The 17996-nt window shown below is 65.1% G+C and carries 17 protein-coding genes; 6 read left to right on the top strand and 11 right to left on the bottom strand.

The annotated features are described in order from the left end of the window. Positions 1-480: 480 nt before the first annotated feature. Together ACZBJS_RS39645 and ACZBJS_RS39640 are read right to left on the bottom strand one after the other, a co-directional pair. Positions 481-711, bottom strand: a complete 231-nt coding sequence (locus ACZBJS_RS39645; RefSeq protein WP_057015635.1) for a hypothetical protein — start codon at positions 709-711, stop codon at positions 481-483. A gap of 68 nt (positions 712-779) precedes the next feature. Then, a complete protein-coding gene (locus tag ACZBJS_RS39640) occupies positions 780-1856 on the bottom strand; it encodes a flavodoxin family protein (RefSeq protein ID WP_229189794.1) in 1077 nt (358 codons plus the stop codon). 181 nt (positions 1857-2037) lie between these two features. On the opposite strand from ACZBJS_RS39640, the gene ACZBJS_RS39635 reads away from it, so the two are divergent. From ACZBJS_RS39635 to ACZBJS_RS39625, 3 genes are read left to right on the top strand one after another with little or no spacing between them, the layout of a single operon-like run. Continuing rightward, positions 2038-2661 (top strand): phosphatase PAP2 family protein, encoded by a 624-nt coding sequence (locus tag ACZBJS_RS39635; RefSeq protein WP_253638078.1) that lies wholly within the window; start codon positions 2038-2040, stop codon positions 2659-2661. Then, entirely contained in the window at positions 2658-3005 is a 348-nt protein-coding gene (locus tag ACZBJS_RS39630; RefSeq protein ID WP_057015633.1) for a DUF3147 family protein, read from the top strand. Before ACZBJS_RS39635 ends, ACZBJS_RS39630 begins: the two co-directional genes overlap by 4 nt. Continuing rightward, entirely contained in the window at positions 3002-3490 is a 489-nt protein-coding gene (locus ACZBJS_RS39625) for a DUF3147 family protein (protein ID WP_229189792.1), read from the top strand. The genes ACZBJS_RS39630 and ACZBJS_RS39625 overlap by 4 nt, the downstream gene beginning before the upstream one ends. A gap of 6 nt (positions 3491-3496) precedes the next feature. Here the strand turns inward: ACZBJS_RS39625 and ACZBJS_RS39620 are convergent, their stop codons facing one another. From ACZBJS_RS39620 to ACZBJS_RS39585, 8 genes are all read right to left on the bottom strand, one after another. Next, a complete protein-coding gene (locus ACZBJS_RS39620) occupies positions 3497-4198 on the bottom strand; it encodes a branched-chain amino acid ABC transporter ATP-binding protein (protein WP_463440098.1) in 702 nt (233 codons plus the stop codon). Further along, entirely contained in the window at positions 4191-4925 is a 735-nt protein-coding gene (locus ACZBJS_RS39615; RefSeq protein WP_463440097.1) for an ABC transporter ATP-binding protein, read from the bottom strand. The genes ACZBJS_RS39620 and ACZBJS_RS39615 overlap by 8 nt, the downstream gene beginning before the upstream one ends. Then, positions 4912-6006 carry a branched-chain amino acid ABC transporter permease gene (locus ACZBJS_RS39610; protein ID WP_253588262.1) on the bottom strand — a complete coding sequence of 365 codons (1095 nt, stop codon included), beginning with the start codon at positions 6004-6006 and terminating at the stop codon, positions 4912-4914. Before ACZBJS_RS39610 ends, ACZBJS_RS39615 begins: the two co-directional genes overlap by 14 nt. Before the next feature lie 7 nt (positions 6007-6013). After that, complete coding sequence (locus tag ACZBJS_RS39605; protein WP_028337305.1) at positions 6014-7231, bottom strand: substrate-binding protein; 1218 nt, start codon at positions 7229-7231, stop codon at positions 6014-6016. Between the two features lie 4 nt (positions 7232-7235). Continuing rightward, a complete protein-coding gene (locus tag ACZBJS_RS39600; RefSeq protein ID WP_028337306.1) occupies positions 7236-8093 on the bottom strand; it encodes a branched-chain amino acid ABC transporter permease in 858 nt (285 codons plus the stop codon). Positions 8094-8147: 54 nt separating this feature from the next. Then, positions 8148-9662 (bottom strand): amidase, encoded by a 1515-nt coding sequence (locus ACZBJS_RS39595; RefSeq protein WP_057015636.1) that lies wholly within the window; start codon positions 9660-9662, stop codon positions 8148-8150. Positions 9663-9826: 164 nt separating this feature from the next. After that, complete coding sequence (locus ACZBJS_RS39590) at positions 9827-11011, bottom strand: substrate-binding domain-containing protein (protein WP_463440099.1); 1185 nt, start codon at positions 11009-11011, stop codon at positions 9827-9829. 79 nt (positions 11012-11090) lie between these two features. Continuing rightward, positions 11091-12272 (bottom strand): ABC transporter substrate-binding protein, encoded by a 1182-nt coding sequence (locus ACZBJS_RS39585; protein WP_168858586.1) that lies wholly within the window; start codon positions 12270-12272, stop codon positions 11091-11093. A 178-nt stretch (positions 12273-12450) separates the two neighbouring features. Here ACZBJS_RS39585 and ACZBJS_RS39580 point away from each other — a divergent pair, with 178 nt between their 5' ends. Both ACZBJS_RS39580 and ACZBJS_RS39575 read left to right on the top strand, forming a co-directional pair. Then, positions 12451-12894, top strand: coding sequence for a MarR family winged helix-turn-helix transcriptional regulator (locus ACZBJS_RS39580; RefSeq protein ID WP_016847408.1), 444 nt, complete (start codon positions 12451-12453; stop codon positions 12892-12894). A gap of 165 nt (positions 12895-13059) precedes the next feature. Further along, entirely contained in the window at positions 13060-13494 is a 435-nt protein-coding gene (locus tag ACZBJS_RS39575; protein ID WP_463440096.1) for a VOC family protein, read from the top strand. Positions 13495-13552: 58 nt separating this feature from the next. On the opposite strand, the gene secA is transcribed toward ACZBJS_RS39575, so the two are convergent. Further along, entirely contained in the window at positions 13553-16417 is a 2865-nt protein-coding gene (gene secA / locus ACZBJS_RS39570) for a preprotein translocase subunit SecA (protein WP_253588264.1), read from the bottom strand. A gap of 392 nt (positions 16418-16809) precedes the next feature. Between secA and ACZBJS_RS39565 the strand changes: the two genes are divergently transcribed. After that, positions 16810-17736 (top strand): peptidylprolyl isomerase, encoded by a 927-nt coding sequence (locus ACZBJS_RS39565; protein WP_076824733.1) that lies wholly within the window; start codon positions 16810-16812, stop codon positions 17734-17736. The last annotated feature ends 260 nt before the right edge of the window (positions 17737-17996 follow it).

Below are 17996 nucleotides of genomic sequence, written 5' to 3'. Positions count from 1 at the left end.
GCCTCCCACCGTCCACCTGGACCAATCACCTTCCACACCGGAATGGCCCGCTTCCAAATCCTCGCAAATGGCCCGACAAACGTGTAGATGCACTAGTGCGAAAGCAGGGACCCATAACCACCGAACTTGATCGTGAATGGGATCGTTGGCCCCAGCGTCGCGCAACAACTCTCATTTGGGGTAATGGGTCCTGGCTTTCGCCAGGACGACATTGAGTGTGTGGCGCGGTCTGTGAGTCACACCACAACGTTCTCGCGACATGATTTGTCCGAGCTTTGCTCTTCGTTCCGCCCTCTCCGTTGGCAGAGCGCGCAGGGAAAGCCGGGCGCCGATCGCACCCAAAGCGTCAGGCCTGCACGATTTCGCCGTCCGCGTTGCGTGCTTTCGTCAGTACCGCGCGCAGACGCCTCGTCGCTGCCGCACCGCCACGCTCGCAGGTTCGAACACCACGCTTCGTCACCGTCGCATGCGCGTTGACCGTTACATTCCGTGGCTTTCGAAAACCTTCTTGCAGCTTCGGCTCAGGCTGGCCCGCTTCATCTGGAGACAGCTCTGCACGGCGCCGTCATTGCCGAGGTCCTTCCGGCAGAAGCGCTGTGCATCGCGCGTGCACGCGCTCTGTTCCGATGGCGTACCGGAATGCTGCGCCAACGCGGCACCGCTGCTCATCACGGCAGCAGCAACAAGAGCTGCAATCGAAATATAGCGCATTGTGACTTCCTCCCGCGGCCTAACGGGCAGCGGGGGCCCATCGTTCCTTTGGGAACCCGGATTCCATCCTACTTCGGCCGCGGGTCCTCAAGCCCCTTGCCGGGATCTTCCAGATGCCCGGTGCGCGCGAGGTCGACGGCGGCGCCGAGCGCCAGCGCGACATTGCGCACCTGTTCCTGAAAGGCCTTGTCTTCGTCGAGATCGCGGTGCGACGTCGCATAGGGCTTCATGTAGCCGACATAGCCATCGATCTCGGCCCTGCCGCCGGCCGAGATCAACTCCATGTCGGTGAGCCAGTCCGCAAGGAAGCGGCGGCATGTTTCCGCACCGACGCTGTCGCCGTGGACCACGATGCCGAAATGCCGGCCGCGCAAATGCTTGGGGTATGGCCAGCCCTTGAGTTCGAGCGCCTTGGCTTTGCTCGCGGTCTTGCCGTGGGTCGAGGTCGGATCGGGATTGCCGCCATCGGCGCAGACCAGGCGATCGATCATCGCCTTGAGCCCGGTCGGCGTCTGGTACCAGTTGACCGGCGAGATGATCATGATGCCGTGTGCGCGCACCCAGAGCGGATAGATCTCGTTCATCCAGTCGTCGGTTTGCCCGAGCGAGTAGTTTGGATAGCAGCTGCACGGCCAGTGGCAGAGCGCCATCGAGGTCGACACGCAGGACTTGCAGGGGTGAATCTCCCTGCCGAACTCGGACGTCAGCCGCGACAGATCGAGCACATCGACCGCGAGGCCCATCTCGCGGAAGGCGGCCTCGGCGATCTCGACCATGCGCCAGCTTTTGGACATCTCGCCGGGACACGTATGTTCGCTGCGCGAGGAGCCGTTGATCAGCAGGATATGCGGCGCTTCGTTTGGATCGTCGTGCCTGCGTTGCGCTTCATCGATGGCATCGCGCGCGGACAGCCAATCGACCGCGAGATCATAGTCGGGATCGGCAAAACCGGGGCCGGCCTTGCGGGTAACCGGCGCCTTGCGCGAATGACGATAGGCGTCCCAGGCGCCGGCGATGATCGTCGCAAGCTCCGTCTGCATGGATTGAAAGACCGGATCGGCAAATCGCTTGCGGTAGCGCCGTTCGAATTCATCGCGCGAAAGCTTGACCGGCGGCATCCCCTTGCGAACGTCCGGCTCCGTCATCGACACCTCTCCCTGCCTACAATCCATCGCCCGCCCTCCCCATTGGCGCGCGAAGCCTCGGGATTGAGCCTTGGGATCGGGTCGAGACGGGCAAGAGTTCAAGAGCATCGATCTGCATTTGGTTCCTTGCACGCCGATTAGGACCCATGCCGCGCCTGGTGCGTTGGATGGGAACCTGACCATGGATACGACAACCCGAGTTCGCGCACGCCGCCAGCGAGGCGCCCCCTTCCCGATCACCATTCGCCCGACCGCGGCGGACGCCATGATCGCGCGTGCGATCGCCCGCAACACCGCACCTGCGCCGGAAGAGATCGCCCGCACACTGACCTGGGGCGCTGACGAAAAGGTCCTGCTTGCGCTCGCCGCCGCAGGCTGGCTCGCCTCGCGCGGGCGCGGTGCCTCGCTCGAGCGCGCCGGCAATCACGCGCTGCTGGTGACGGTCGCAGCATCGCTGCTGCCGCATGGCCTGAAGTTGCTGTTCAACCAGACTCGCCCGGATCGCCTGACCGTGGCCGGCCATGCCAACGGCATCCCGATCTCTGGCAAGCGCGACGACGCCTTCCCATCCGGCCACGCGCTGCATATGGGCGCGCTGGCGTCGGCGGCAGCGACATTGCCCGCCGGCGCGCGCCGCCCAATCCAGGCACTCGCGGTCGGCCTCTCGCTGACGCGCATTATGGTTCTCGCACACTGGACGAGCGACGTGATCGCGGGATTCGGGCTCGGAGCACTTCTCGAGCGGCTGCTGCGATTGTGGACCGGCTATCCCGGTGACGATCCACCGCGGGGCAAGGCGCGATGAGCGAATATGTCATCCGCTTTCTCGTGGGCGGGGCCGTGGTGTCGGCCTTCGCGATGCTGGGTGACGTGCTGCGTCCGAAGAGCTTCGCCGGGCTGTTCGGCGCGGCGCCGTCGGTTGCGCTCGCGACCCTCGGCATCGCCGTGTACCAGCACGGCACCGACTATGCCGGCCTGCAGAGCCGCGCGATGATGGCTGGCGCCGTTGCGCTTGCCATCTATAGCTTCGTGGTCTGCCAATTGCTGATTCGCGCGAGGCTCCGCGCTGCCCCCGCCACCTTGCTGGCGCTTGTCGTCTGGCTCGCGATCGTCTTCGGCTTGCTGGGCGTTGCCGGAGGACAGGCATGACACCGGTCCGCGTCTCACTGTCCTCGCTCAGGGAAAGCCGCTGGACCGAATATCTGATCCGCTTCGTGCTCGGTGGCGGCGCCACCGTCCTGACCGGACTGATCAGCAGCACGTGCGGCGCCTATGTCGGCGGCGCCTTTCTTGCACTCCCCGCCATCTTCTGCGCCAGCGCCACCCTCATCGAGAAGCATGAAATCCGCCGCAAGCGGAACGCCGGCCTCGACGGCACGTGGCGCGGGCAGCAGGCCGCGGCGCTCGATGCGGCGGGCGCAGCGCTCGGCGCGGTCGGCATGCTGGCATTCGCCATCGTCTTCGCGCTGACGGTGGGCCGCAGCGTCCCGGCCGCCTTCATCGCGGCATCGCTGGCCTGGCTGATCTGCTCGGTCGCGGCCTGGTATGTGCGTCGCGAGATGCGATCGGCACGGCGGACGCGGACGCCGGGAGACGGCGTGATCGGCCGCAAGGCCGACCGCCTGCCGCATTGAAGCCTGCTACGGCGCCAGATAGCGCAGCAGTTCCGGATCGCTCCGCACCTCGCTGGCGCTGCCCTGCAGCGCGACGCGGCCGCGGTCCAGCACATAGGCATAGTCGGCGACGCGCAGCGCGAGGTCGAGATGCTGCTCGACGATCACGACCGAGATGCTTTTGGCGAGCTCGATCAGCCGTTCGGTGATCTCCTCGATCACGCCGATCCAGACGCCTTCGGTCGGCTCGTCCAGCAGCAGCAACTTTGGATTGCCGAGCATGGCGCGGCCGATCGCCAGCATCTTGCGCTCGCCGCCGGACAGCGTGCCGGCCGGCTGGTCGAGCCGCTGGCCGAGTTTCGGAAAGATGGCCAGCACGCGATCGACGGCGCTGGCATCGGAATTGAACAGCGAGCCGACGGCGAGGTTGTCGCGCACCGACAGGCGGGCGAACACCGAATGCTCCTGCGGCACATAGCCGATGCCGGAGCGCACCCGCTCCTCGGTGCGGCGGCGGGTGATGTCGCGGCCGTCGAAGAACAACTCGCCCTGCGAGCTTGCGAGCTCGCCGACGATGGTCTTCATCAGCGTGGTCTTGCCGGCGCCGTTGCGGCCGAGCACGGCGACGCCGCCGCGCCAGGGAATGCCGATGTTGACATCGAACAGGACCTGGCTGCGGCCATAACCGGCGTCGAGATGCCGGATATCGAGGAAGGTTTGCTCAGGCACGGCGAAGATAGATCTCCTGGACGCTTTTGTTGGCCTGGATTTCCGCGACCGTTCCCGAGGCCAGCACCTTGCCCTGGTCGAGCACGGTGAGGCGGTCGCAGATGTCGCGGATGAAATCGAGGTCGTGTTCGACGATGACGAGCGAGCAATGCTGCTTGATCGGCTGCAACAGCTCGCCGGTGACGCGGCGCTCCTCGAGGCTCATGCCGCCGGTCGGCTCGTCCAGCAGCAACAGCCGTGGCTTGCCGGCGAGCGCCATCGCGATCTCGAGCCATTGCTGCTGGCCGTGCGACAGGGCCGCGGCGGCATCATGTACGCGATCGGCGAGCCGGAACTGGGTCAGCATCGTCATCACCTGATCGTGCAGCTTCTTGCGGGTCCGCGACAGCACGAGGTCGAACAGCGAGCAGTGTGCCTGCAGCGCCAGCAGGATGTTGTCGTACAGCGTCAGCGTCGGCAGCACCGAGGTGATCTGGAACTTCAGGCTCATGCCGGCGCGCGCGCGCTCGGTCGGCGTGAACGCGGTGATGTCGGTGTTGACGAAGGAGACCTTGCCCGTGGTCGGCACCTCGGCGCCGGCGACGCATTTCATCAGCGTGCTCTTGCCCGAGCCGTTGGGGCCGATCAGGCCGTGGAACTCGTTCTCGCCGACGGTCAGCGCTGCACCGTCGAGCGCGGTCAGCTTGCCGAACACTTTGCTGATCCCTTGCGCCTCAAGGAGCGGCATTGCCGGTCTCCTTCGGGGCTTTGCCGAAACTGCCGACCCGCTCGCGCTCGCCGAGCACGAAGGAGATCAGCCCGAGCGGCCGGAACATGATGACGAGCAGCAGCAGCACGCCGAGGATGATCGGCCAGACGTCGCGGTAATTGTCGGACAGCCAGAAGCTGACGCCCTCGATGATCACGGTGCCGATCACGGCGCCGATCAGCGTGCCGGAGCCGCCGAACAAGACGTAGAGCACGACCTGGGTCGAGAACACGACGCCCAGCATGTTGGGCCAGACGAAGCCCTCGTGGAAGGCATAGAGGCTGCCGGCAAGACCGGCGATGGTGCCGCCGACCGCAAAGATGATCGCCTTCAGATGCTGCGCCTTGTAGCCGAAGAAGGCGATGCGCTGCTCGTTCTCGCGCAGGCCGGCGAGCGCGAGGCCGAATTGCGAGCGGACCAGGAAGCGGCAGAGCAGATAGACGACCACGAGGATGCCGAGCACCATGTAGTAGTAGATCGGCCCCTCCTCGAACTCGTAGCTGCCGAGGGTGAGCGGCGGGATCGACGGGATGCCGTTCTGGCCGCCGAGATAGTACCAGCCGCGCGCCAGCCGGTCCGCGGCATAGGAGCCGGTGAGGGTGCCGAGCGAGACGAAGATCACGCTCGAGGGATAACGCCCGAGCAGCAGGAAGCCGCCGAGCAGCAGCGACGCGGTGAGCCCGATCAGCGTTCCGGCAGGCAGGATCAGGAGGATCGAGGTGACGTTGAGATCGCGCGCCAAGAGCGCCACGCCGTAGCCGGCGGCGCCGAAGAACAGCGCCTGGCCGAAGCTCATGATGCCGGCATAGCCCCACACCAGGTCGAACGACAGGGCGAACAACGCGAGGATCACCACGCGGGTGGCGAACACCGTCAGATAGTCCTGCAGCACCCATGGCAGGACCAGTGCGATCAGCAGCACCAGCCCTTCCACGATCGGCAGGACCTTCCATCCTGCCGATACCCGTCCCGCCGGCGCGCTTGCGGCCGGTGCGCCCTCGCCCGTCACGACATCTGGTTCCTCACCGACGCGTGCGACAGCCTCTCTTGCTCCAACCATGGATCGCTCAGCATTCCTTGGGATCAACGAGACCGTCGCTGCGCGCGACGATCTCATAGTTCCCGCCTTTGGCAACAGCGGTGTACATCTTCATCTTGCAGTGACGCTTGCCCGGCACCATCTCCGCCGGTCCGCCCGGCCCTTCGGCGATCTTGGCGTGGTCGAGCGCGGCCGCAACGGAGTCGCGGTCGACCTTGCCGGCCTCCTTGACCGCCGCCTCCCACAGCTTGAGGCCGCGATAGGTTCCGGTGGCGGCGCTGCCGGCCGCGAACAGGAAGTTGCCGGGGAAATCCTTCTCATAGGCTGCCTGGAGCTTGGCGTCGAACGGATCCTCCTTGGTCAGCACCTTGAAATAGTCGAGGCAGCTCGCAAGGCCCTCGATCTCGTTGGCCTGATTGATGTTGAGCGTGTTCTCGTCATAGTAGACGCAGGCGAGCCGCCCGCCGTTCTTGAGGAAGCCGGCTTCATAAAGCTGCTTGAAGAACGGGCCGACGCCGGGCGGGATCACGGTGTTGAACACGACGTCGACCTTGTTGGAGATGACGCGGTTGACGGTGGCCGAGAAGTCGACCTGGTCGAGCGGGTAGTATTCCTCGAACACCACCTCGCCGCCGTTCGATTCGATCACCTTGCGGGCGTAGACGTTGAGCGTGTGCGGCCAGACATAGTTGGCGCTCGGCAGCGCGAACTTCTTGCCGCCGTTCTTGATCAGCCAGGGAATGAAGGTGTCGCACTGCTGCGCCGGGGTCGGTCCGGTGCAGAACAGATAGGGCGTGCACTCCTTGCCTTCGTAGAGCTGCGGATAGATGTAGAGCGTCTTGCCGCGCGCCACGATCGGATCCTTGATCGCATTGCGCATCGACGAGGTGATTCCGCCGAGCACCATGTCGACCTTGTCGCGCTGGATCAGCTTGCGGACATTGCCGACCGCGACCGATTCGTTCGAGGCAGTGTCCTCGATGTAGAGCTCGAGCGGCCGGCCGAGCAGGCCGCCGCCGGCGTTGATCTCCTTGATCACCATCTTGGCGACGTTGGCGTCGGCGTTGCCGGCATAGGCGATCGGGCCGGTCAAGTCGGTCGCGATGCCGACCTTGATCGGTCCCTCCGCTGCGTTGGCCCAGTCGGGCCTGACCACCCAGCTGCCGACCCCGGTCGCGAGCGCGCCGGTCGCGAACGCGAAATTGCTCATGAAGCGGCGGCGCGTGAGATTGGTGCGATCGAACATCTGACTAAACCCCTTTTCCCGATATGAGGCCCTGCGGGCGGAATTTGATGAAGGCAATTGCGAGCACGAAGACCAGGACGTCGGCGACGACAGGAGACATCACCCAAGGCAGCGCCGCGCTGAGCGTGCCGATCACACCGGCGCCGGCGACCGGACCGATGAAGGAGCCGACCCCGCCGACCATAACGGCGACGAAGCCCTGGATCAGGAAGCGGATGCCGAGGTCGGCGAACAAGCTGAACACCGGCACGATCAGCGCGCCGGCAAGCCCGGCCAGCGCCGCGCCGAACGCGAAGGTCGCCCCGTAGATCAGCGGCGTGGAGATGCCCGACGCGCGCGCCAGCGCCGGATTCTCCAGCGTGGCGCGGACCCGAAGCCCGAACGAGGTGCGCGCCAGCAAGAGATAGCAGCCGCCCATCACCAGCAGCGTGATCACAATGATGGTGAAGCGCCAGGCCGAGATGTGGACCGAGCCGAGGTCGATCGAACCGCCGATCGGCTCCGGCACCGTGAGATAGAAGCCGCCGATCAGGCCGCGCACGCTCTCGCGGATGATCAGGCCGAGCGCATAGGTGCCGAGCATCGCCACGATCGGCGCGGCGTAGAACCGCCTGATGATCAGCGCCTCCAGCACGAAGCCGATCGCGCCGACCACAAAGGGCGCCGCGACCATGCCGGCCCAGACCGGCGCGCCATGGGCGTAGGCCAGATAGGTCACATAGGCCCCGAGCAGGACGAACTCGCCCTGCGCGAAGTTGAAGATGCCCATCATGCTGGCGATGATGCCGAGCCCGAGCACCACCAGCACGATGATCGCGCCGAAGCTCACGATCTCGAACGCCGCGGCAAAAGTGCTAGCCATGTCGTTCGATCCGGCGTTCGATCCATCCAGCCTGCGTCTGCAACAAGCGGCGCCTCACATCTTCTTCCAGTCGCCGGCCTGCTCGAAGGCGTGCGCGGCGCGGTAGATGGTGGATTCCTCGAACATCCGGCCGACCAGCATCAACCCGACCGGCAGGCCGTCGACCATGCCGCAGGGCAGCGACATCGCCGGGTGGTGGGTGATGTCGAACGGCGCGGTGTTGGTGATCATCTCGAGCGCACGGGCGACATAGTCCTCGCGGCTGGCATTGGCCGCCGGCAGCGCCGGCGCCTTCATCGGCGTGGTCGGCAGCAGCAGCAAGTCGTAATCCTTGAACGCCTTGTCATAGGCCGCGGTGAGGCGGCGGGAGATGTTGAGCGCCTTGCCGTAGAAGCGCGGACCGAAATTGTTGTTGATGTAGGTGCCGAGCATCATGAACAGCTTGGTGGTCTCCGACAGCGAGTCCGCCTGGCGGCGCCAGCCGCGATGGAAGTCCATCAGCGAGGTCGAATAGAGGTCGGGCCGGCTGAGGCCGTAGCCGTCGCCGAACATCATGGTCTGGGTCAGGCCTTCGGTGCCGATCGGGGTCCAGATCGCGGGGCCGACCATGTGCATCGGGATCGACACGGTGTCGACCGACGCGCCGAGATCCTTGAAGCGCTTGGCCGCCTCGCGCACGCTTTCATTGACCGCGGCTTCCGCGGTCGGCTGCTCGAAGCCTTCCTTGAGGATGCCGATCTTCATGCCCTTGACGCCCTTGCCCAGCGCCTTGGTGTAATCCTCGACCTTGGGCGCCTTGATGCGCGGATCGTAGCCGTCGTCGCCGGCGATCACCTCGAGCAGCAGCGCGTTGTCCTCCACCGTTGCGGTCATCGGTCCTGTGTGGTCGACGAAGATCTCGATCGGCATGATGCCGGTATAGGGCACGAGGCCCCAGGTCGGCTTCATGCCGTAGGTGCCGCAGAACGAGGACGGCATGCGGATCGAGCCGCCCTGGTCGCCGCCGATCGCCATGTCGACCTCGCCGAGCGCGACCACGACGCCGGAGCCCGACGACGAGCCGCCGGCCGAATAGCCCATCTTGTGCGGATTGTGCACCGCTCCGTAAGAGTTGGTGTGGCTGCCGCCGGACAGGCAGAAGTGCTCGCAATGGGTCTTGCCGGCGATCTCGGCGCCGGCATCGAGCATCCGCGTGACGATGGTGGCGTCGAAATCGGGGATATAGCCTTCCAGCGTCGACGAGCCGTTCGTCATCGGCACGCCGGCCAGCATGATGTTGTCCTTCAGCGCCACCGTCTTGCCCTTGAGCTTGCCGGACGCCGCGCCCTTCACGGTCGACTTGTAGTACCAGGCGTTGCGCGGGTTCTCCTCTGGCGCCGGGCGATAGCCGGGCGTGCGCGGATATTTCACCGCAGGCAGTTCGTCCGGCATCGCGGCGATCACGTTGTAGGCGTCGATCGAGCCCTGCATCAGGCCCCGGAACGAGGCCACATCCTCATCGGTCAGTGACAGGCCGCACTGCTCGGCGACGGCACGAAGTTGCGTTGGCGTGGGAAGGACGACGGTCACGGCGCTCTCCTGATAGCTTTTGATCTTTGGATTTGATCCCTCGACGCAGGTGCAGCGGCGCGCTGCCCGCGCGAACCGCTCACCCCGTTGCTGTATTGAAAACGGAAATATTTTCCTTTTCAAGTATTATTTCGCAAAACCTTCCGGCGACGCTGTCGCACTGCTCAGATCGGCTTGATCACCCTGAAGTCGAGACCGTCGGCTTCGGCAAGATACATCGGCATCCTGGCATGGCCGCTGCGCACCGTGACCGGACCGCGCGGGCCGCGATAGACGAGGTTGTCCGTCGCCGCGAGCAGCGGCCGCATGTCCAGCGTGCCGGCGCGCTTGGCGGCGGCCTCGAGCAGGCAGAACCCTTCATAGGCGGACTCGCTGCACGAGCCGACCGGCGGCGCGAACGCACCGAACATCGCGCGATAGCGGTCCCTGAAATCGTCGCCTTCGCGTGAGCCGACGGAGGGGAAATAGCCGGAGGCGCAGTAAAGGTTCTCGGTCTTGTCGGCGCCGATGCCGAGCAGCGCCGTCTCGTCGAAACAGCCGGCAAAGCGCAGCGTGGTGGCGGCAAGGCCGGCATCGGCGAAGGCGCGGTTGAAGGTCACGCTATCGGTGCCGATCAGCGAGATCAGCACGACATCGGGTTTCGCGGCGCGGATGCGTTCCAGCTGCGCCTCGTGATTATCCTCGCCGACCGGCACGAACTCCTCGCCGACCACGAGCCCGCCGGTCTCCTTGATGTAACGCTTCACCGCGCGGTGCGACTGCCATGGCCAGACATAGTCGCTGCCGATCAGGTACCAGCGCGAAGCGCGCTTCGCCTCGGCCAGCCAGTGGATCGACGGCCGGTTCTGCCAGCGTGGCGTCTCGCCGATCGCGATGACGCCCGGCGTCCGCTCGCCGCCTTCATAGACCGGCGTGTAGATGTAGGGGATCTTGCTGCGGGTGATCAGGCCGCGCAGCGCGACGCGCACCGCGCTGGTGTGCATGCCCATGATGAGATCGACATCGTCGGACGCGATCGCCTGCTCGGCGCGATCGAGCACGTCCTCGATCGGTCCGCCGGCGTCATAGACCGAGAACTCGACCTCGCGGCCGAGGATGCCGCCGCGCCGGTTGATGTCGGCGACGGCGAGCTGTGCACTCGAGGTCGCGGCCGGTCCCCACATCCCGGGCGAACCGGTGCAGCAGACGAAGCCGGCGATCCGCAGCCGGCTGCGCGCACCGCGCGGACCGAAACCGTCCCGATCCATCGGGGAAAAGACCCGATCGGACCGCGCCGACGTCAGGTTCCGGAACAGCAGGGAAGGCGGGCATGGAAGGCCGCCATACCTGTTGCTCGAGGTTCGGGCCATGACGTAGGGCGTCGATTGCACACCTGCTCCTGTCTGGCACCGGCAAGCCGCGCGGCGAGCGCGGCATCGCCCGGTCCATCTAGATCGTCCTGATCACATTGAAGTCGAGACCGTCGGCCTCGGCAAGATAGATCGGCATCTCGGCGCGGCCGTCGCGAATTGTGACGGTGCCGCGGGCACCGCTGTAGACGAGATTGTGCGCCGCGGCGGACAATGGTCCGATCGACAGCGAGCGCGCCTGATTGGCCGCCGCCTCGAGAAAGCGCATCCCCTCATAATTGGACTGCCCGACCGAGCCGATCGGCGGCGCATGCGCCCCGAACATCGCGCGGTAGCTGGTCCGGAAGTCGTCATTGGCGCACGAATCGATGCAGCCGAAATAGCCGGAGGCGCAGAACAGGTTTTGGGTCGAGTCGGGGCCGATGCCGAGCATCACGGTCTCGTCCATCGCGCCGGCGTAACGCAGCGTGGTCGCGGCAAGCCCGGCCTCGGCAAAGGCACGGTTGAAGGTGATGCTGTCGGTGCCGATCAGGGTGATCAGCACGACATCTGGCCGTGCTGCGCGAATCCGCGCCAGATGCGGCTCGTGATTGTCCTCGCCGAGCGGGACAAATTCCTCGCCGACGACGTGGCCGCCGGCCTCCTTGATGTAGCGCTTCACCGCGCGATGCGACTGCCAGGGCCAGACATAATCGCTGCCGATCAGGTACCAGCGCTGGGCCTTCTTGACCTCGGTGAGCCAGTGGATCGCCGGCCGGCTTTCCGCGCGCGGCGTCTCGCCGATCGCCATCACGCCGGGCGTCCGCTCGCCGCCCTCATAGACCGGCGTGTAGACATAGGGGATGCGGCCGGCCGTGACCTTGCGCAGCGCGAGGCGCACCGCCGAGATATGCGAGCCCATGATCACGTCGATCTCGTCGAACGCGATCGCCCGCTCGGCGCGGCGCACCACCTCCTCGATCGGGCCGCCGGCGTCGTACATCGACAATTCGACCTCGCGGCCGCTGATGCCGCCGCGGCGGTTGATCTCGGCGACCGCGAGCATGACGCTGTTGGCGGAGATCGGCCCCCAGATGCCGGGCGCGCCCGAGAAGGTGATGAAATTGCCGATTCGAAGCTTGCTGTCGGTGCCGCCACGGCGCGAGGACCCCGGCTTGACGGTCAAAGCGAGATCGGCCGCGCAGGACGACGGATTTCGAAATAGATACGGCGGCGGGACGGGCAAGCCGCCATACGCCTGGGAAGAGACCGTCGAGAGCACGCCAACTCCTGTCTGGGAAGCACTACGCAACGCAGCCAGCGGGCGGTCGCGGCATCCGCCCCTTGGTTGGGGGAATATCCTAGGTGAAAATATTGAATATTCAACAATTGAAGTGCATATAGAAACGGCATGAGTTGCCGGACATTCATTCACCGGGTCAGGAACCAGGTCTCACGCCGTGGCTAAACCGCCGAAAGAAAATTCCCCGATCACCGAACATCTCGCCTACCTGCTGGCGCAAGCCAACCGGGAGATCAACCGGCAGTTGGAGACGCGGCTCGCCAAGGAAGGCGTGCCGGTCGAGCAGTGGCGCATCCTGAAAGTGCTGTCCGACGGCAACGGCCACTCGATGGGCGAGCTTGCCGATGCTGTGCTGCTCAACCATCCGACGCTGACCAAGATGATCGACCGCATGGTGTCGGACGCGCTGGTCTATCGCGTCCAGGATCCCAAGGATCGCCGCAAGGTGCTGATGTTCGTCTCCGACCGCGGCAAGGCGCTGTGCCGGCGGCTCAACTCGCTCGCGGTGAGCCAGGAGGAGCACATCGTCGAGAGCTATGGCGACAAGTCGACCACCGAGCTCAAGCGCCTGCTGGAAAGCCTGATCGGCAGCGCCAATTAAGGCCGCGCCGGCCCGGCGCGCTCCTGCCGAAACCATCGAAAAAAGACCGGCAGGAAATGTCGGGATGCAGCGGTTTGGTGCGTCCTTGGGGCGCGCCCTGCGGCGCAGCCTTCGCGCGCCGTCGCGCAGGCTTCCCCGATCGACAATTAGCGAGGACTTCCCGTCATGACTTCGATCACGCCGTTCCTCTGGCTCGACAACAACGTCCGCGATGCCGTCGCCTTCTACAAATCGGTGTTTCCGAACGCGGAGATCGAGACCGTCAGCGATTTCATGGCGAGCTTCGAGCTCGAGGGGCAGCGGTTCCACGCGCTCAATGGCGGGCCGCAGCACAAGTTCAACGAGGCGGTGTCGTTCTTCCTGAGCGTCGAGACCCAGGAGCAGGTGGACTACTTCTGGGAGAAGCTCACCGACGGCGGCCAGGAATCGCGCTGCGGCTGGCTCAAAGACCGCTTCGGCCTGTCCTGGCAGGTGATCCCGACCGCGCTCGGCCGCTATCTCAGCGTCCCCGATCGCAAGGCAGCCGACCGCGCGATGCAGGCGATGCTGAAGATGCAGAAGATCGTGATCGCCGATCTCGACAAGGCCTTCGCCGGCTGAGAGCGATGCGGCTCGACGGGCGCGGGCCAGTCGCCCGCCGCCTGAGCGCGCGCGGCGGCTACGCGTACCGGCCGTGGCAGTGCTTGTACTTCTTGCCTGACCCGCAGGGGCAGTCCTCGTTGCGGCCGACCTTGCCCCAGCTCGCCGGATCGTTCGGATCGCGGTCGGTGGCAATCATCCCGGGCGCCAGTGAGGCCTGGGCGTAGGTGGCCTCGGTCAGGCGGGCCTGCGCGAACTCGTCCTCGCCGGTGTTGGGATCGAGCTTGTGCGCCTCCATCAGCGGCAGCGGCTGCGGCGGCTCCTCCGGCGGCACGATCTCGACCCGCATCAGCTGCGCGGTGACCGCCTCGCGCAGATGCGCGCTCATCTCCTGGAACAGGTTGAAGGCCTCGGTCTTGTACTCCTGCAACGGGTCACGCTGGCCATAGCCGCGCAGGCCGATCACCTGTCGCAGATGGTCGAGCATGATCAGGTGCTCGCGCCAGAGATGGTCCAGCGTCTGCAGCAGGATGGTCTTCTCGACGTAACGCATCACGTCGGGACCCCATTGCGCGACCTTGGCGGCCATGCGCTCGTCGACATGGGTCTCGATGCGGGTCAGCAGCTCCTCGTCGGCGATGCCCTCTTCCTTGGCCCATTCGTCGACCGGCAGATCGACATCGAGCACGCGCTTCAATTCGTCCTTGAGGCCGGCGGTGTCCCACTGCTCGGCATAGGCGTGCTCGGGAATGTATTTGGCGACCACGTCCTCGACGAAGGCATGGCGCATGTCGGTCACGGTCTCGACGACGCTGTCGTCCTTCATCAGGTCGACGCGCTGGTCGAAGATCACCTTGCGCTGGTCGTTCTGGACGTTGTCGAACTTCAAGAGGTTCTTGCGGATGTCGAAGTTGCGCGCCTCGACCTTCTGCTGCGCCTTCTCGAGCGCCTTGTTGATCCAGGGATGGATGATGGCTTCGCCTTCCTGCAGGCCGAGCCGCTGCAGCATGCTGTCGAGCCGGTCGGAGCCGAAGATGCGCATCAGATCGTCTTCCAGCGACAGGAAGAACTTCGAGCGGCCGGGATCGCCCTGACGGCCGGAACGGCCGCGCAGCTGGTTGTCGATCCGGCGGGATTCGTGACGCTCTGAGCCGATGATGTAGAGGCCGCCCGGCTTCTTCACGGTTTTCGCGGGCTTGTTGCCCTTGGCGGGCTCGACCTCGAAATCCTCTTCCGCCTTCAGCACGATCTCGCGGAAGCGCTCGATGTCGGCCTTGATCTGCTCGATCTTCTTGGCCTTCTCGGCCTCATCGGTGATCCCGGCGGTCTCCTGCTGGATCCGCATCTCGAGCGAGCCGCCGAGCTTGATGTCGGTACCGCGGCCGGCCATGTTGGTCGCGATCGTGATCGCGCCCGGCACGCCGGCTTCCGCGACGATATAGGCTTCCTGCTCGTGGAAGCGCGCGTTCAGCACCGCGAACAGCTTTGCCGGCTTGCCGGCGCGCGCGGCGGCATAGAGCTTCTCCATGCCGGATTCGGACGTGAAGTCGATCTGCTTGTAGCCGTGCTTCTTCAAGTACTCGGCCAGCACTTCCGACTTCTCGATCGACGCCGTGCCGACCAGCACCGGCTGCAGCCGCTTGTTGGCGCGCTCGATCTCGGCAAGGATCGCGGCGTATTTCTCGTTCTGGGTGCGGTAGACCTCGTCGTCCTCGTCAAGGCGCGCCACCGGCAGGTTGGTCGGGATCTCAACGACCTCGAGCTTGTAGATGTCGAACAGTTCGTCGGCTTCGGTCAGCGCCGTGCCGGTCATGCCGGACAGCTTCTGGTACATCCGGAAATAGTTCTGGAAGGTGATCGAGGCCAGCGTCTGGTTCTCGGGCTGGACCGTGACGTGCTCCTTGGCTTCCAGCGCCTGGTGCAGGCCTTCCGAATAGCGCCGGCCCTGCATCATGCGGCCGGTGAACTCGTCGATGATGACGACCTCGTCGTCGCGGACGATGTAGTCCTTGTCGCGCGTGAACAGCGTGTGCGCGCGCAGCGCCTGGTTGACGTGATGCACGACGGAGACGTTCTCGACGTCGTACAGCGAGTCGCCCTTGAGCTGGCCGGCGTCGCGCAGCAGGTTCTCCAGCTTCTCCATGCCGGCTTCGGTCAGCGTCACCGTGCGCTGCTTCTCGTCGACCTCGTAGTCGTCCTTCTTGGCGAGATTCGGCATGAAGGTGTCGATGGTGTTGTAGAAATCCGAGCGGTCGTCGAGCGGGCCGGAGATGATCAGCGGCGTGCGCGCCTCGTCGATCAGGATGGAGTCCACTTCGTCGACGATCGCGTAGTAGTGCTCGCGCTGGACCATGTCCTCCAGGCGGTACTTCATGTTGTCGCGCAGATAGTCGAAGCCGTATTCGTTGTTGGTGCCGTAGGTGATGTCGCAGGCATAGGCGGCCTTGCGCTCGGCGTCGTCGAGGCCGTGCACGATCACGCCGGTGGTCAGCCCCAGGAAGGCATAGATCTGGCCCATCCAGCCGGAGTCGCGGCGGGCGAGGTAGTCGTTGACGGTGACGACGTGGACGCCCTTGCCGGCGAGCGCGTTGAGGTAGACCGCAAGCGTCGCGACCAGCGTCTTGCCTTCGCCGGTCTTCATCTCGGCGATGTCGCCCTCGTGCAGCACCATGCCGCCGATCAGCTGAACGTCGAAATGGCGCTGGCCGAGCGTCCGCTTGGCGGCCTCGCGTACGGTGGCGAAGGCCGGAACCAGGATGTCGTCCAGCGTCTTGCCGCTGGCGAGCTGCTGCTTGAACTCGGCGGTGCGGGCCTTGAGCTGATCGTCCGTCAGTTTGACGAGCTCGGGCTCCAGCGCGTTGATGGCGTTGACGCGGGACTGATACCCCTTGACCCGACGGTCGTTGGCGGAGCCGAAAAACTTGCGGGCGAGCGCGCCGATCATGCGAAATTCCTGTTCTTCGGTCTCGAGTTCGGTCTTCGTTCAGTGTTGGAATTCAACTTGGAATTCAGTCTTGGATTACAGCCTGAGATGGTCCGCCGGATCGCCTATCAACTCAACGTGACGCGCTACGGTTCGAGCCCCGGCCCGGGGGCTCCTCCGCCAATTGAGTGGGAAACAGGCCATCCTGGGTTCAACGGCGAAAAACGCAGCAAAATAAGCGCTCTCGCCGCTGACGCGGTTGGCCAGAGATATGGCCCGGTCGGGGGGTTGTCAACGCTGGCAAGATGTCAAGGAATTCATCATTTTGACAAGACTTTCGCGTTGCCAATGTAACACGATTGGGCGAGTGTCCGCCCCGCTCGAGCTTCCCCCCTTTGAGACAAGGATTTTGCATGACCACCTCGCCCCCGGAAACCAAAACCGGCCTGCGCCTCGGCCTCGCCACCCTGGCCGCGACGGGCTGTCTTGTCGCAGTGCTGGCTGCCGGCCTCCCGGTCCGGGCCGCGGAATCCGATCCGGTGCTGGCGAAGGTCAACGGCTCGGAGATCCACGCCAGCGACGTGGCGCTCGCCGAGGAGGAACTCGGCCAGAGCCTGCAGCAGATGGACCCCTCGACCCGCAAGGACAACGTGCTGTCCTTCCTGATCGACATGAAGATCGTGTCCAAGGCCGCCGAGGACAAGAAGATCGAGAACAATGACGACTTCAAGAAGCGGCTCGCCTTCACCCGCAACCGCCTGTTGATGGACAGCCTGCTTGCCAGCGAGGGCAAGGCCGCGACCACCGACGACGCCATGAAGAAGGTCTATGAGGAGGCCGCCAAGCAGATCACAGGCGAGCAGGAGGTGCACGCCCGCCACATCCTGGTCGAGACCGAGGACGAGGCCAAGGCGATCAAGGCCGAGCTCGACAAGGGCGCCGACTTCGGCGAGCTCGCCAAGAAGAAGTCCAAGGACCCCGGCGCCTCCGACGGCGGCGACCTCGGCTTCTTCACCAAGGAGCAGATGGTGCCGGAATTCTCCGCGGTCGCCTTCTCGCTCGAGCCGGGCAAGATCTCCGATCCGGTCAAGTCGCAGTTCGGCTGGCACATCATCAAGGTCGAGGAAAAGCGCAACCGCAAGGCGCCCGACTTCGAGCAGGTGAAGGCCCAGATCGAGACCTATGTGACCCGCAAGGCCCAGGCCGACTATGTCGCCAAGCTGCGCGAGGCCGCCAAGGTCGAGCGCATGGACAAGCCGGCCGACGCGGCCGCGCCGGCGGATGCCGCCAAGGACGCGCCGAAGCCGGCCGACAACAAGATGGCGCCGGCGAAGAAGTAAGCTTCGCGACGTCAATAGCTTCAATGCGCGATGGCCGGGCATGTCCCGGCCATTTTGCTTTTTACCGCTTCCTCGTAGCCCGGATGAAGCGCAGCGAAATCCGGGGTCTGTTGCCGCGGAGGGACCTGTCCCGGATTTCGCTTGCGCTCCATCCGGGCTTCTGTATCGGGCCTTGGTTAGTCAATCCCTTTTCGCGTCATCCACTCGCCGGGCACTTGCTTCTGTACGGGATCGGCGCGAAGGCCGTCGCCTGATGGGGT

The sequence above is a fragment of the Bradyrhizobium sp. KZN70725 genome (genome assembly GCF_055264925.1).
The sequence above is the reverse complement of the archived record's forward strand: the minus strand, read 5'-3'. Positions and strand labels throughout refer to the sequence as shown.